At 59.6% G+C, this 12,631-nt stretch carries 10 protein-coding genes; 6 read left to right on the forward strand and 4 right to left on the reverse strand.

Annotation, left to right across the window (positions count from 1 at the left end; genetic code table 11):
• Positions 1 to 268: 268 nt before the first annotated feature.
• The 4 genes from IPI80_RS20010 to IPI80_RS20025 form a co-directional block, all read right to left on the reverse strand.
• Complete coding sequence (locus tag IPI80_RS20010) at positions 269 to 1,123, reverse strand: hypothetical protein (protein ID WP_413862867.1); 855 nt, start codon at positions 1,121 to 1,123, stop codon at positions 269 to 271.
• Positions 1,124 to 1,186: 63 nt separating this feature from the next.
• Positions 1,187 to 3,511 carry a xanthine dehydrogenase molybdopterin binding subunit gene (gene xdhB / locus IPI80_RS20015; protein WP_413862869.1) on the reverse strand — a complete coding sequence of 775 codons (2,325 nt, stop codon included), beginning with the start codon at positions 3,509 to 3,511 and terminating at the stop codon, positions 1,187 to 1,189.
• Complete coding sequence (xdhA, locus tag IPI80_RS20020; RefSeq protein WP_413862871.1) at positions 3,508 to 5,001, reverse strand: xanthine dehydrogenase small subunit; 1,494 nt, start codon at positions 4,999 to 5,001, stop codon at positions 3,508 to 3,510. The genes xdhB and xdhA overlap by 4 nt, the downstream gene beginning before the upstream one ends.
• Positions 5,002 to 5,020: 19 nt before the next feature.
• Complete coding sequence (locus IPI80_RS20025; protein ID WP_413862872.1) at positions 5,021 to 5,281, reverse strand: GlsB/YeaQ/YmgE family stress response membrane protein; 261 nt, start codon at positions 5,279 to 5,281, stop codon at positions 5,021 to 5,023.
• A 137-nt stretch (positions 5,282 to 5,418) separates the two neighbouring features.
• Between IPI80_RS20025 and IPI80_RS20030 the strand changes: the two genes are divergently transcribed.
• The 6 genes from IPI80_RS20030 to pepF all read left to right on the forward strand — a co-directional run bounded on the left by IPI80_RS20030 (position 5,419) and on the right by pepF (position 12,613).
• A complete protein-coding gene (locus tag IPI80_RS20030; protein WP_413862874.1) occupies positions 5,419 to 5,826 on the forward strand; it encodes a DUF3597 domain-containing protein in 408 nt (135 codons plus the stop codon).
• Positions 5,827 to 5,903: 77 nt separating this feature from the next.
• Positions 5,904 to 7,433, forward strand: a complete 1,530-nt coding sequence (locus IPI80_RS20035) for an ABC transporter ATP-binding protein (protein ID WP_413862876.1) — start codon at positions 5,904 to 5,906, stop codon at positions 7,431 to 7,433.
• A complete protein-coding gene (locus IPI80_RS20040) occupies positions 7,426 to 8,502 on the forward strand; it encodes an ABC transporter permease (protein ID WP_413862877.1) in 1,077 nt (358 codons plus the stop codon). The genes IPI80_RS20035 and IPI80_RS20040 overlap by 8 nt, the downstream gene beginning before the upstream one ends.
• Positions 8,502 to 9,422, forward strand: coding sequence for an ABC transporter permease (locus IPI80_RS20045; RefSeq protein WP_413862879.1), 921 nt, complete (start codon positions 8,502 to 8,504; stop codon positions 9,420 to 9,422). The genes IPI80_RS20040 and IPI80_RS20045 overlap by 1 nt, the downstream gene beginning before the upstream one ends.
• 60 nt (positions 9,423 to 9,482) lie before the next feature.
• Positions 9,483 to 10,643, forward strand: coding sequence for a BMP family ABC transporter substrate-binding protein (locus IPI80_RS20050; RefSeq protein ID WP_413862881.1), 1,161 nt, complete (start codon positions 9,483 to 9,485; stop codon positions 10,641 to 10,643).
• 68 nt (positions 10,644 to 10,711) lie between these two features.
• Positions 10,712 to 12,613 (forward strand): oligoendopeptidase F, encoded by a 1,902-nt coding sequence (gene pepF, locus IPI80_RS20055; RefSeq protein WP_413862883.1) that lies wholly within the window; start codon positions 10,712 to 10,714, stop codon positions 12,611 to 12,613.
• The last annotated feature ends 18 nt before the right edge of the window (positions 12,614 to 12,631 follow it).

The following is a 12,631-nucleotide window of genomic DNA, read 5'->3' on the forward strand; positions in this document are numbered from 1 at the left end:
GCTCAAACAAAAACGCCACCCGCTTAGCGTCGTTCTACCAGCTCTTCTTGCCACCGATGGCCGACGCGGGTTGCGCGCCGGTCTGGAACTGGGCGCAGGCCTTGAGCACTGCCTGTGCTGCGATTTCGATAGCGGCTTACGCAGTATTGAAGAGGGCTACAGCCCAATTTGACTCTGAAGTGTAGCGAGTCCATGCACGTTCAACCAGAATGGTGGATGTGGTGTGGTGGGGCCGGGAGCTAGAAGCTCCCGCCTAACCAATTGGGTGTCACGGCAAATTCGCTTTGATCGTCTGCTGCCAAACTTTGGCAAGTTTTTGCCATCCAGATTCATTGGGATGAATTTCATTGAGCCAATCGTTGCTGCTTCCAGTTTCACCTGCAACCGCCGGGGTCAGCGTACCGCAAGTTGGAACCAGAATGAGGTTGTTTCGCGGGTAAGCCCATGCCTCGACCGTAGCTCGGACGTCCTTAAAAATCTCATCAGTTAGATCATGCCAATAGCCCGGCGGGATGTTGTTCTTGACGAATGAATCAAACAGCCACGACCGCCCGTTTCGAATTGCGGGGGCATTCCGTGCAGTCGGAGTGTCGTAGCAGTTAAGAAAAATGGGGACATTCGCATGCCGGCTCGACTGAACGACCTGGTATAGCTTTGCGAAACATGGATCCATGTATTGAGTGGTTAACGCCTGCACTGCAGTTGGGTTTAAGCAATCACGACCATTGGCAGGAATGGGGTTTGCGGAAAAATCGCGCAGGATGCCTTGTCCAGGGCCTGGGTCACGTGCCGCATCGATGAAGTCGTTGCCACCGGCACTAAGCAGCAATCCATCAAACTTCCAATTGAACTGCGTGTTCACCCACATTTTGAAGTCGCGCTTGGCGCAGTCACCAATTCTGCGCATCGTGTCACCAAACATTGCCACGTTGATGATCAAAACATCGTCTCCGCCCGCGTCCATCGCAGGGGCGAGTTGCTGTAGCAAAGAAGTGCTGAACATGGCGCTTCGATCCATCCAAGAGTCTCCTTCTGCGAGGAATCGATACTTGAAGGATTGTGGAACCAGACCGTTCTCAATATGGCCGGCGAACTCGTTCCCATAGATAACCAAACTGGACATGACTTGCCTCCATGAGAGGGATTGAACTGGTCACAAATCGTTCCGACATTCGACTGGCTGAGGTTACAGACGCTGCAAGCTGCGCAACACATTTTCTGCCGTGGCCGGTGCCTGCAAGCGCACGGGGCTGCCGTCGCCCACTGACGCAATCGCATCGCGAATGGCCTCATACACGCCAATGGCCAGCATGAAGGGCGGCTCGCCCACGGCCTTGCTGCCAAACACGTTGTCTTCGCGGTTGGGCTCGGGCCACAGGTCGATCTTGAAGTGCGCGGGCACATCACCCGCCGTGGGGATTTTGTAGGTGCTGGGGGCGTGGGTGGTGAGCAGGCCCGAGTCGTTCCACACCAGTTCTTCGGTGGTGAGCCAGCCCATGCCCTGTACAAAGGCGCCTTCAATTTGTCCGATGTCGATAGCGGGGTTGATGGAGCGGCCTACGTCGTGCAGGATGTCTACCTTGAGCACGCGGCTCTCGCCGGTGAGGGTGTCGATAGCCACCTCGGTGCAGGCGGCGCCATAGGCAAAGTACAAGAATGGTCGCCCGGTGAGCGTGGTTTTGTCGTAATGGATTTTGGGCGTGCGGTAGAAGCCATCGCTCCACAGCTGGATGCGGTTGGCATAGGCCATGTTCACCACGTCATTGAAACTGCGTGTGGTTTTCGGTGACAGCACCTGCCCACCTTCGAAGCGGATGGCGCCGGCGCCGCAGCCGTCCAGCCCGCACACAAAGGCCGCCAGGTTGTCGCGGATGTGGCGTGCGGCAAACTGGGCGGCGCGGCCATTGAGATCGGTGCCGGTGGAGGCCGCCGTGGCCGATGCATTGGGAACCTTGCTGGTGTCGGCGGCAGTGCACAGCACGCGCGCAAACGGAACGCCCAGCTCGTCGGCCACGATTTGCGCCACCTTGGTGTTCAGGCCCTGGCCCATTTCGGTGCCGCCGTGGTTGACCTGCACGCTGCCATCCAGGTACACATGCACCAAGGCGCCAGCCTGGTTGAACAGCGTGGCAGTAAAGCTGATGCCAAATTTGACCGGCGTGATGGCGATGCCGCGTTTGAGGACGGGATTGGCAGTGTTCCAAGCCAAAACTGCCTCTCGCCCTCGTCGATATTGCGTAGACAGCTCTATTTTTGATAGCAATGGTTGGAGGATGTTGTCTTCCACGCGCATGCCGTAGTGGGTGGTGTCACGCTTCTCGCCGGTGCCGGGGATGGCCTCATTGCTGTACACATTGCGCAGGCGCACGTCCAGCGGGTCCAGCCGCAAATGGCGGGCAATGTCGCCCAAGATGGCTTCGATGATGATCACGCCTTGCGGGCCACCAAAGCCGCGAAACGCAGTGTGGCTTTGGGTGTTGGTTTTGCAGCGGTAGGAGGCAATCTCCACGTTGGGCAGGTAGTAGGCGTTGTCGGTGTGGAAGATGGCGCGGTCGGCCACCGGCCCAGACAAATCGGCGCTGAAGCCGCAGTTGGCGGCCATCATGATCTTGAGTGCGCTCAGGCGCCCGCTGGCGTCAAAACCGGCGCTGTATTCGTAGTAGAACGGGTGGCGTTTGCCGGTGACCATGAAGTCGTCATCGCGGTCCAGGCGCAGTTTGATGGGGCATTTGAGCTTGTGCGCCGCAATGGCCGCCCACACCGCCAGGTGCCCGGCTTGCGTTTCTTTGCCACCAAAACCGCCGCCCATGCGCCGGCACTCCACGCGCACGGCGTGGTTGTCCAGGCCCAGGGCGTGGGCCACCCAGTGTTGTACCTCGCCGGGGTGCTGGGTGCTGGAGTGGATGAGCCACTGGTTTTGTTCTTGCGGCAGGGCGTAGGCAATTTGGCCTTCCAGATAAAAGTGCTCTTGGCCACCCACTTCCAGCGTGCCGTCCAGCCGGTGCTGGGCAGTGGCCAGGGCGGCATCGGCATCGCCCCGGCGCACAAACACTGGCGCCAGCACATAGCTTTGGGCCTTGAGCGCGTCTTGTGGTGTGAGGATGGCGGGCAGTGCGTCGATGCTGAGTTGTACCTTGCGCGCAGCGCGGCGGGCTTGCATGACGGTTTGGGCCACCACCAGGCCAATCACTTGCCCAATGTGTTGCACCGTGTCGGTGGCAAATACCGGCTCGTCGCCGGCAAAGGCGGCCAGCATGCGCTCGCCGGGAATGTCGTGCGCCAGCACCACGTCCACCAAGCCGGGCATGGCGCGTGCGGCGGTGCAATCCACGCCGCGCAGGCGGCCATGGGCCACGTTGGACAGAATGGGCGCTGCGTACAGCGTGCCGCGCACCTCGGGGATGTCGTCCACATAGGTGGCGTCACCGGCTACCTGGGCCACTGCGCTTTCGTGTGGGTGGGAAGCGCCGGCTGCGGGTGCCGATGCGGTGGGGGCGTGGGTGCGGCTCATGCGGCTGCTCCACTGGTGTCGGTCGGGGTCAGTTGCCGCAGATCGGTTTGCACCGCGCCCTGGCTTTCCAGCCAGAAGCGCTGCAGCAGGTTGCACAACACCGTGCGGCGGTAGGTGCTGGAGGCGCGCATGTCGGAGATGGGGGCAAACTCGGTGCAGAGTGCCGCCATGGCGCGGTCCACCGTTTGCTGGGTCCAGGGTTGGCCGCGCAACGCGGCTTCGGTTTTGCTTGCCCGCACCGGTGTGGCTGCCACGCCACCGGCGCCGATAGAGGCCTGTTTGACTTGGCCGTGCGCGATGTGCAGGTTGATGGCCAGACACACGGCCGAAATATCATCCTCAAAGCGCTTGGACACTTTGTAGACCTTAGCCCGTTCCGTGGCCGTGGCCTTGGGCACTTTGATCCAGGCCAGCACTTCGTTGGGGGCCATCACGTTTTGGCGGTAGCCGGTGTAGAGGTCTTCCAGCGCCAGTTCGCGGTGGGCGATTTGTTTGCCATGCTGGCGCATCAGCACCACGTTGGCACCCAGCGCAATCAGGAGCGGCATGGAGTCGCCAATGGGCGAGCCGTTGGCCACGTTGCCGCCCAGCGTGCCGCTGTTGCGCACCGGCAGGCCGGCAAAGCGCTGGGCAAATTCGGCCAGTTGGGGGCGGTCTGCCACCAGGGCGGCAAAGGCGTCGGTAAGCGTGACGGCGGCGCCAATGGCGATGTGGTGCGGGTAGTGTTCAACCCGGCGCAGTTCGGCCACCTGGGTCAGGTCCAGCACGCATTCAAACTGGCGGTGCTGCTTGGTGACCCACAGGCCTACATCGGTGCAGCCAGCCACCAGTTGCGCTGCAGGGTGCTGGGCCCGCAGCGCCAGCAGTTCGGCCAGGCTGTGCGGGGATTTATATGAAAAATCGGCCTCTAGCCCTCGTGGAATATGCGCAAGCCGCTTCAAATTAGATAGCACTTCAGCTTCATTGACGTGGACCTTGGGGTGCGTCTGCATGGTTTGCGTTGCGTCCAAGATGGGGCGGTAGCCGGTGCAGCGGCACAGGTTGCCCGACAGCGCGGCCTGCGCCTGCTCGCGGGTGATGGCGTTATCGCCAGCCGTCTGGTACAGGCCAAACAGGCTCATCACAAACCCCGGCGTGCAAAAGCCGCACTGCGAGCCGTGGCAGTCCACCATGGCTTGTTGGACTGGGTGTGGCTGGCCCTGCGCATTGGCCAGGTCTTCTACCGTCCACAACGCCATACCGTCCACCGAGTGCGCCAGTCGGATGCAACTGTTAATGGCGCTGTATTTGAGCCGGTCGCCGTCGGCCTCGGCCACAACCACGGTGCAGGCGCCGCAGTCGCCCTCATTGCATCCTTCTTTGGTGCCGGTGCAGTGCAAGTCTTCGCGCAGCACCTGTAGCAGGGTGCGGTTGGCGTCTATGGCGGGGAGGGTGACGATTTCTCCGTGTCGGACAAATCGCAAGGGCTGGGCTTTGGTGGGCGTTGGCATAGGTGCACGGACCTGTCGTTTAGCTGCGGGCCCCGCTGGCTTTGGTGACCATGCCATAGACGACCAGCAAAACGATGGCTCCGACGACGCTGGCAATAAAGCCCGCGCCTTCACCCACCTTGTACCAACCCAAGGCCTGCCCGCCGTAGTTGGCAATAAAAGAACCGGCAATTCCCAGTACTGCCGTCATGATCATGCCGATCTTTTGATCACCCGGGAGCAGCGCGCGCGCCACCAAGCCCACAATAAAGCCGATGATTGCCATCCAAACGTATTGCATAGACTGTCTCCTTGAACGATGTTGGTTAAACAATGGTACGTGAATCGGAACATCCTGTTGTGGCACACTGGCATCAGCACTTGACGGAAGTCACCAATTGAGGTGATTCGATTTTTTTCAACGTAAGGAGTTTCACCATGGGTATGTTCAGCAATATTCTCGCCAAGCTGGGTTTTGGCTCTGACAAGGTCGATGCGGCTAAAGAAGCGGCGACCGCAGCGGCCGCCAACCCGGCTGCAGCCGCCGCTCAGGCAGCGAAAGTGGCTGCGGCACCGATTCCTATCAGCGATGTGGATGTGATGGCCAAGCTGGAGGCACTGGCCAAAGCGCATGCCGAAAAACTCAACTGGAAAACGTCCATTGTTGATTTGATGAAGCTGTTGGGGCTGGACAGCAGCTTGGCTGAGCGTAAAGCGCTGGCAACCGAGTTGGGCTGCCCCGCAGAAAAAATGGGTGATTCGGCCCAAATGAATATGTGGCTGCACAAGACCGTGCTGCAAAAATTGGCCCAAAACGGTGGCAACGTGCCCGCCGAATTGTTGTAAAGTCAACCCAGGCGCTAGCAATTCAATAGTAGGCCGCGTAGTCCCCACGAGGGCTACGCGGCTTTTTAAGTATTCGTATGGCCACCCCCAGACTCCAGTTGACCGGCATTACCAAAGCCTACCCCGGCGTGGTGGCCAACAGCGGTGTGTCGCTGTCCGTCCTGCCTGGTGAAATCCACGCGGTGCTGGGTGAAAACGGCGCTGGCAAATCCACGCTGATGAAAATTATCTACGGCTCGGTCAAACCCGATGCCGGCGAGGTGCGCGTCAACGGCCAGATTGTGCAGATCCGCAACCCCAAGGAGGCGCGGGCCAACGGCATCAGCATGGTGTTCCAGCATTTCAACCTGTTTGACACCATGACCGTGGCCGAAAACGTGTGGTTGGGTCTGACCCGCAACTCGCTGGAACAGGTCACGGCAGCCATCAAGGGCAAGGCTGCCGAATACGGGTTGGACATTGATCCAGCGCGCCCGGTGCACACCCTGAGTGTGGGAGAAATGCAGCGGGTGGAAATCATCCGCGCCCTGTTGACCCGCCCAGAGCTGCTGATTCTGGATGAGCCCACCTCGGTTCTGACACCGCAAGCGGTGGAGAAACTGTTTGTGGTCTTAAAGAAACTCTCCAGTGAGGGCTGCAGCATTCTGTACATCAGCCACAAGCTGCATGAAATTCGTGAACTGTGCACCGCCTGCACCGTGTTACGCGCAGGCAAAGTGACGGGTGTATGCAACCCGCAGCAAGAGTCCAACGCCTCGTTATCGCGCTTGATGATCGGGGCCGAGCCGCCCACGCTGAGCCGTGCGGCCAAACATGCTGGATCGGCGGTGATGGTGGTCAAAGGCCTGCACTTGGCGCGAGAGGACCAATTTGGCGTGGACCTGGAAGACATTCACCTGCATGTGCGCGCCGGTGAAGTGGTGGGCATTGCCGGCGTATCGGGCAACGGCCAGAGGGAGTTGTTGTATGCGCTATCGGGCGAAGACGTCCGTTCCCCGCGTGGCAGCATCCACATGGGGGAGGTGGATGTGTCCCACATGCACCCGGGGCGGCGGCGCAAGATGGGCCTGCACTTTGTACCCGAAGAACGCCTGGGGCGCGGCGCCGTGCCCACGCTGAGCCTGGCACACAACCTGCTGCTCACACGGACCGAATCCATTTCCATGCCGCGTTTTGCCGGTGGGTGGATTCGGGTGCGCCAACTGGAAGCCCATGCCGCGCGGCTGATTGCCCAGTTCAAGGTCAAGGCCAATGGGCCCACGGCGGTGGCGCGGTCGCTGTCGGGTGGCAATTTGCAAAAATTCATTGTGGGCCGTGAGATTGACGCCAACCCAAAGCTCTTGATCGTGTCGCAGCCCACATGGGGGGTGGACGTGGGCGCTTCGGCGCAAATCCGAGGCGAGATTTTGGCTCTGCGCGACGCCGGTTGTGCCGTGCTGGTGGTGAGTGAGGAATTGGATGAACTGTTTGAAGTGTGTGACCGCATGCATGTGATTGCACACGGCAAGTTGTCGCCCTCGGTGCCGGTGGCCGAGGCCACGGTCGAGAAAATTGGCGAGTGGATGAGTGGCTTGTGGCAACGGGCTGAAGAGGCGCAGCATGCGTAGACTCAAGCTTGAAGCACGAGCGCAGCCGTCGCAGTTTTGGACCTATGGCTCTCCCTTGCTCGCGCTGCTGTGTACCGTGGTGATTGGTGTGGTCCTGTTTGCGTTGTTGGGAAAAGACCCGGTGCGCGGGCTGCAGGTGTTTTTCTGGGAACCCATCAAAAGCAGCTACGCGGTGGGTGAACTGGTGGTCAAGGCCACCCCGTTGTTGCTGATTGCGCTGGGGCTGGCGGTGTGTTTCCGCTCCAACGTGTGGAATATTGGTGCCGAAGGGCAGTACATCCTGGGTGCCATTGCCGCCAGCGGCGTGGCGCTGCTGGCAGACAAGACCACGGGTGGCTGGATTGTGGTGCCGCTGTTGATGGCCGGCGTGTTAGGTGGCATGGCCTGGGCGGGGCTGACGGCGCTGTTGCGCGACAAGTTCAACGCCAACGAGATTCTGGTGAGTCTGATGCTGGTCTATGTGGCGGTGCAGGTGCTGGGCTATTTGGTGTTTGGCCCCTGGAAAGACCCGCTGGGCTACAACTTTCCACAATCCAAAACCTTTGAGGCAGCCGCGCGCATTCCGCGTTTGTTCCCGGGCTCGCGTATGAACATTGGCGTGCTATTGGCCTTGGTGGGAGTGGCTGGCGTTTGGATATTTCTGTTTCGCACCCGCGCCGGTTTTGCCCAGCAGGTGGGCGGACTGGCACCGGCGGCATCGCGCTACGCAGGGTTTTCTTCGCGCCGTGCGTTGTGGACGGCCCTTCTGATTTCGGGCGGCACGGCAGGTCTGGCCGGGGCGCTGGAAGTGGCAGGGCCCATTGGCCAGCTCACGCCCTATGTGCCAGCGGGTTACGGCTTTGCCGCCATCATCGTGGCCTTTGTCGGGCGCTTGCACCCGGTGGGCATGGTGTTTTCGGCCATTTTGATGAGCATGTTCTACATTGGTGGCGAATTGGCGCAGTCGCGCTTGGGCCTGCCCAAGTCGCTGACGGGGGTGTTTCAGGGGCTGCTACTGTTCACCTTGCTGGGTTGTGACACCCTGGTGAACTACCGCTTGCGCTGGCTGGCCAATGGGGGAACGAAGTAATGGAAGCCTATGCACTGCTGATTGCGTCCACCCTCAATGCTGGCACCGTGCTGGCCATTGCCGCACTGGGCCTCTTGATCAACGAAAAGGCCGGCATCGTCAACCTGGGTGCCGAGGGCATGATGCTGTGCGCGGCCATTGCCGGCTTTGCTACGGTGGTGGCCACGGGTAGCGACACCCTTGGTTTTGTCGCCGGTATGGGAGCCGGTGCGGTTATGGCCTTGGTGTTTGGTGTGCTGGTGATTTGGCTTAACACCAACCAATATGCCACCGGCTTGGCGCTGAGTCTGTTTGGTGCGGGTTTTTCTGCCTTTGCCGGCATTCGTTATGTGCAAGAAAAAATCCCCGAGCGCCCCAACTTTGCTATTCCTTACTTCACTGATATTCCTTTGCTGGGGCCGGCGCTGTTTCGCCAGCATCCGCTGGTGTATTTGACGGCAGTGTTTGCGCTGGGGCTCATCTGGTTTTTGTACCGCACCCGCTCGGGCTTGGTCCTGCGCAGCGTGGGCGAAAGCCCGGAATCGGCCCATGCGTTGGGCTACCCGGTGCGCTGGATTCGTCTGGCTGCCGTGGTGATGGGCGGGGCGCTGTGCGGCTTGGCTGGCGCCTACCTGTCGATCGTCTACACGCCGCTGTGGGTGGAAGGCATGGTTTCGGGCAAGGGCTGGATCGCGTTGGCCCTGACCACGTTCGCCACCTGGCGCCCGGCACGCGTCATGCTGGGTGCCTACCTGTTTGGGGGCGTAACCATGCTGCAGTTTCACCTGCAGGGTATTGGCGTGGAAATACCCAGCCAGTTCCTGAGCATGTTGCCTTACGTGGCCACTATTGTGGTTTTGGCCCTGATATCGCGCAACCCGCGCTGGATTCGGATTAACATGCCAGCTTCGATTGGACGGCCGTTTTACCCTGGCGCCTAGACTACGGATGCTGCCCCGGATTTCTCGCCCCTAACTCTGTGCTTAAAAGAAGGAATTGACATGACCGATTTGCAAAAACGTTCGCTGCTGAAAGTGGCAGCACTGACCGCCATAGCCAGCGCGGCGTTGGTGGGCTGCGGTAAGAAGGAAGAGCCGGCACCCGCGCCTGCGCCGGCACCCGTTGCTTCCGCGCCTGCGCCTGCACCCAAGGCGGAACCACTGAAGATTGCCTTTGCCTACGTCGGCCCGGTGGGTGACGGTGGTTGGTCTTTCGCCCACGACAATGCCCGCAAGGCCGTACAAAAAGAATTTGGCGACAAAATTTCCACCTCGTTTGTGGAAAGCGTGGCCGAGTCTGCCGATGCCGAGCGCGTGTTCCGCGATATGGTGGGCCAGGGCAACAAGCTGATTTTTGGCACCACATTTGGCTACATGGAGCCCATGCTCAAGGTCGCCGCGGATACCAAGGATGTGCATTTTGAGCACGCCACCGGCTACAAGACCGCCGAGAACATGAGCACCTACGACAGCCGCACCTATGAAGGCGCGTACATGGCGGGCGTGATTGCCGGCAAGATGAGCAAGACCGGCACGCTGGGCGTGGTGGCATCGGTGCCAATCCCCGAGGTGATCCGCAATATCAACAGCTTTACGCTGGGCGCCCAAAGCAGCAACCCCAAGATCAAGACCAAGGTGGTGTGGGTGAACGAGTGGTTCAACCCACCCAAAGAAACCGAAGCGGCTACCAGCCTGATCAACGGCGGTGCTGACGTTCTGTTCCAGAATACTGATTCTCCTGCCGTGCTCAAGACCGCGCAAGACAAGGGCAAGCGTGCTTTCGGTTGGGATTCCGACATGACCGCCTACGGCCCCAAGGCTCACTTGGCGTCGGCTGTTATCAATTGGGTTCCGTATTACACCAAGACCATCCAGAACGCGCTGGATGGCAAATGGACCAGCGGCCAAAGTTGGTGGGGCGTGAAGGAAGGCGCGATTGACCTCGTGTCTATTGCCGACGATGTGCCGGCCGAAACCAAGGCCAAGATCGACGAAGTCAAGGCTGGTTTGAAGGATGGCAGTTTCGTCATCTGGAAGGGCCCGATCACGGATAACACCGGCAAGGTGCAAATCGCCAAGGATGCCGTTGCAGACGACAAGTTCCTGGGGGGCTTAAGCTTCTTCGTCAAGGGTGTTGAAGGCAAGATCCCTGGCGGCAAATAGTCTGCGTTGACTCGCTAAACTGGGCCGCTACTGTGCGGCCCTTTTTTTATTTCAGGGAACCCATCGACATGAAAATTTCCATGCTTGGCACTGCTGCGGCAGTGGCCCATTTGGTGTTTGCAACCAGTGTGATGGCGGCCAGCGCTCCCAAACCCACTACACAAAACCGCGCTGACATTGCGGCGCAGTACAAGTGGGATTTCTCACCCATCTATGGCAGTTGGGGTGAGTGGGAGGCCGCCATGACCGACATTGGCGCCAAGATGGATGCGTTCTCTGCACGCAAGGGCACGCTCAAAGACGGGCCGGCTGCAGTGTTGGGCGCCTACCGGGCGTTTGATGAAATTGGCATGTTGCAGTACAAGGTGTACCGCTATCCCCAGTTGCAGCGCGACGTAGACACCCGCAACCAGGACGTGGCCGGCAAGTTTCAGCGCGTTGGGGCGGTGTTTGCCAAATTTGGCACCAGCACATCGTGGTTCACCCCTGAGCTGTTAAAAATTCCCCAGGCCACCATGGAGCAGTGGATTCACGATACACCGGCCTTGGCACCCTACCGGTTCACGATTCTGGACAACTACCGACAGCAGTTGCACGTGTTGGATGAACAGGGTGAAAGACTGCTGTCCTTGGCCACGCGTTTCAATCAGACTCCCACGGCTACGTTTCAGGAACTCTCCACGTCGGATATCAAGTTTCCCAAGTTGGCCCTGTCAGACGGCAAGGAGCAAACCCTTACCCCTGGCAGCTACCAGTTTGTCTTGCAAACCAACTACAACCAGGCCGACCGCGCCAAAGCGTTTGAGGCTTTCCTGGGCACCTATGCGGCCACTGCCAATACCTATGCTGCCATCTACAACGGGGTGATGCAAAAGGGCTGGTTCAACGCCCAGGCCCGCAACTTTCCCACCACGCTGGACGCAGCACTGGATGACCACGCCATTCCGCAAGCCGTGGTGAATACGCTGGTGGATACCGTGCGCGCTGGCACGGCGCCGCTGCAGCGCTATGCCAAGCTACGTAAAAAGCTGCTGGGTCTCGAGAGCTATCACCTGTACGACGGCTCCATCCCGATTTACAAGACCACAGCCACCTACCCGTATGAAGACGCCAAGGCAACGGTGTTGCAGTCGGTAGCGCCACTGGGTGCCGACTACGTGGCCAAGTACAAGAAGTTTCTGTCAGGCCATCAGATTGATGTGTACGAGAACGAAGGCAAACGCTCAGGCGCCTATGTGGGCGGCGTTTACGGTGTTGGCCCCTACATGCTGCTCAACCACAACGACACACAGAGCGCACTGTTCACGCTGGCCCATGAAGGTGGCCACGCCATGCACACCGTTCTGTCGTATGAGACGCAGCCCTATGTCACATCGGGTTACACCATTTTTGTAGCCGAGGTGGCGTCGACCACTAACGAGCGCTTTTTGCTCAACCAGTTGCTGCAAACCACGACCGATCCCAAAGAGCGTTTCCTGTTGTTGCAGCATGCGGTGGATTCCATCGTTGGCACGTTCTATACGCAGGTGTTATTTGCTGACTTTGAAATGCAGGCGCACAAGCTGGTTGAGCAGGGCAAGCCCATCACCGCCGCAGTGCTGAACGATATCTACCAGGGGCTGTTGAAGACCTATTACGGTGACTCCATCACGCTGGATGACGCGTACAAATACACATGGTCGCGTATCCCGCATTTCTTCAACTCACCTTATTACGTTTACCAGTACGCCACCTGCTTTGCGTCCTCAGCCAAACTGTTCAAGGACATGACAACGGGCGAGCCAGCATCCCGCACGGCAGCCACCGGGCGCTATCTGGAACTGTTGCGCAGTGGCGGAAACGACCACCCCATGACGCAATTGCAAAAGGCTGGCGTGGACCTCTCCAAGCGCGAAACCGTGCAGGCTGTGGTGGACCAGATGGAAGAACTGGTAGCCCAGATGGAAGTCGAGGCCGCCAAGATCAAGTGATTGACTAGACATACAACA

Origin of the sequence: Candidatus Aalborgicola defluviihabitans (genome assembly GCF_016705985.1) — a bacterium.
Lineage (GTDB): Bacteria > Pseudomonadota > Gammaproteobacteria > Burkholderiales > Burkholderiaceae_C > Allorhodoferax > Allorhodoferax defluviihabitans.

Excerpts from the sequence above, each read along its gene's own strand:
- IPI80_RS20010 (WP_413862867.1), bottom strand. The coding sequence starts at position 1,123 with ATGTCCAGTTTGGTTATCTATGGGAACGAGTTCGCCGGCCATATTGAG.
- xdhB (WP_413862869.1), bottom strand. The coding sequence starts at position 3,511 with ATGAGCCGCACCCACGCCCCCACCGCATCGGCACCCGCAGCCGGCGCT.
- xdhA (WP_413862871.1), bottom strand. The coding sequence starts at position 5,001 with ATGCCAACGCCCACCAAAGCCCAGCCCTTGCGATTTGTCCGACACGGA.
- IPI80_RS20025 (WP_413862872.1), bottom strand. The coding sequence starts at position 5,281 with ATGCAATACGTTTGGATGGCAATCATCGGCTTTATTGTGGGCTTGGTG.
- IPI80_RS20030 (WP_413862874.1), top strand. The coding sequence starts at position 5,419 with ATGGGTATGTTCAGCAATATTCTCGCCAAGCTGGGTTTTGGCTCTGAC.
- IPI80_RS20035 (WP_413862876.1), top strand. The coding sequence starts at position 5,904 with ATGGCCACCCCCAGACTCCAGTTGACCGGCATTACCAAAGCCTACCCC.
- IPI80_RS20040 (WP_413862877.1), top strand. The coding sequence starts at position 7,426 with ATGCGTAGACTCAAGCTTGAAGCACGAGCGCAGCCGTCGCAGTTTTGG.
- IPI80_RS20045 (WP_413862879.1), top strand. The coding sequence starts at position 8,502 with ATGGAAGCCTATGCACTGCTGATTGCGTCCACCCTCAATGCTGGCACC.
- IPI80_RS20050 (WP_413862881.1), top strand. The coding sequence starts at position 9,483 with ATGACCGATTTGCAAAAACGTTCGCTGCTGAAAGTGGCAGCACTGACC.
- pepF (WP_413862883.1), top strand. The coding sequence starts at position 10,712 with ATGAAAATTTCCATGCTTGGCACTGCTGCGGCAGTGGCCCATTTGGTG.